The organism is Propioniciclava soli (genome assembly GCF_014858005.1).
In the GTDB taxonomy this organism is placed as follows: Bacteria; Actinomycetota; Actinomycetes; order Propionibacteriales; family Propionibacteriaceae; genus Propioniciclava; species Propioniciclava soli.
On the sequence record NZ_JACYOT010000010.1, the window covers coordinates 1 to 1,523 of the forward strand.

The 1,523-nt window shown below is 66.8% G+C and carries 2 protein-coding genes; one reads left to right on the top strand and one right to left on the bottom strand.

The window, feature by feature from the left end:
* The first annotated feature begins 466 nt into the window (after positions 1-466).
* On the top strand, positions 467-772 hold the full coding sequence (locus IFY26_RS18395) for a DUF5677 domain-containing protein (protein WP_416046574.1): 306 nt from the start codon (positions 467-469) through the stop codon (positions 770-772).
* Here the strand turns inward: IFY26_RS18395 and IFY26_RS11790 are convergent.
* A partial coding sequence (locus IFY26_RS11790; RefSeq protein ID WP_232549203.1) for an ISL3 family transposase occupies positions 709-1,523 on the bottom strand: 815 nt, incomplete at its 5' end. The two genes, IFY26_RS18395 and IFY26_RS11790, sit on opposite strands and share 64 nt — an antisense overlap.

A 1,523-nucleotide genomic window follows, 5' to 3' on the forward strand; every position in this document is an offset into this window, starting at 1 on the left:
TCGTGACCGGCACTCCGCCAACGACCGACTTTGCCGCCACAAGGACGAGTGCTGGTCGGATGGAGGAGGGCCGTCGCTGTCCCGGTCGAAGGCCATGCGCTGGTGAGCGATGAGCCATTCGTCGTGGAGCACCATTTGCGTCGGGCGGGGCGAGCCCTCACTGCCTGCATCGACGAGCTTCCCGCGGTCGCCGGCATGGGTTGGCGAGAGCCAAACCTTACGATGAACGTTCGTGCAGATCCGAAGGGGCACCATGGCGAGATTCAACTCCACTTCCGAGTTCCAGGACTTCGTGGCCGCGAACGCTGCGGGGATGGCGGCTGACCTCCTGAAGACGGCGCGGGAATCCCAGAACGACGACGAGGCGAGAACCCGCCAAGTGCGCGAAGCCCTTGAGGCCGCGTGGCCCGAGGGCATGGCTTCAATGAGGGCCGCACTGTTCGCAATGGCGCAACACGGCTTGTGGATGCTCAATCGGCTTGATGAGGTCGAGCGGGGTTCGTCCCGAGACCCTCACCAGCCGGTACGAATAGGTCTCGCGTTGCTGCAGAGCAGTGCAACGCTCACGTTGGGAGAGATCCGAACCCTGCTGGAAGCGGGGTACTGGGCGGGAGCTGCCGCCCGGTGGCGAGCACTTCACGAAAGCGCGGTCGCCGCGAAGCTCATCGCTCAGGGTGGCCCCAGGATCGCGCAGCGATTCTTGGCTCATCACAATCCACGGTGTAGTCGGGGTCTGAAGCCGCCGGTCTCAAGCAGGCTGCGGGCGATGTAGTGAGTGAGGTTCCGGAAGCCGAGGGCGCTGCCGCGGAGGTGTTCGAGTCGGCCGTTGAGGGCTTCGGTGGGCCCGTTTGACGTGCCGGGTCGGTCGAAGTAGGCGAGGATGTCGGCGGCCCGCTTCTTCAGGGTGCGGCCGAGGGTGGTGACCTCGGTCAGGGCGCCGGGGACGCCACTGCCGATCGCGTCGATGACGGCTTGCATGAGGGTCTTGCCCTTGGCCTTGTCGGGTTCTCGGTAGGCGGCGATCATCTTCTGGTAGATGCCCCAGGTGGTCTCGACCTCGACGTGGTCGTCGCCGGCGAACAGGGCCTCCAACCGTGTCTTCTGCCTGGGGGTGAGCAGGTCCAGGCCGGTGTGCAGCATCCGACGGGCGCGGTACAGCGGATCGGCTGCGCGCCCGCGATGACCGTGCAGGTCTTGTTGGATGCGGCGTCGGCACTGGTCGAGGGCGTCGCCGGCCAGCCGGACGACGTGGAACGGATCCAACACGGGGGTGGCGTCGGGGAGTTCGTCGGTGGTGGCGGTCTTGAAGCCGGTGAACCCGTCCATCGCGACGACCTCCACGTTGGCGCGCCACTCCTGCGGGCGGGCGGCGAGCCAGGTCTTGAACGCGTGTTTGGAGTGGCCCTCGACCATGTCGAGGAGGCGGGCCGGGCCGGTGTCGTCCCTGACCGGAGTGAGGTCGATGACCACGGTGACGTACTTGTCGCCCTTGCGGGTGTGCCGCCAGACGTGCTCGTCGACGC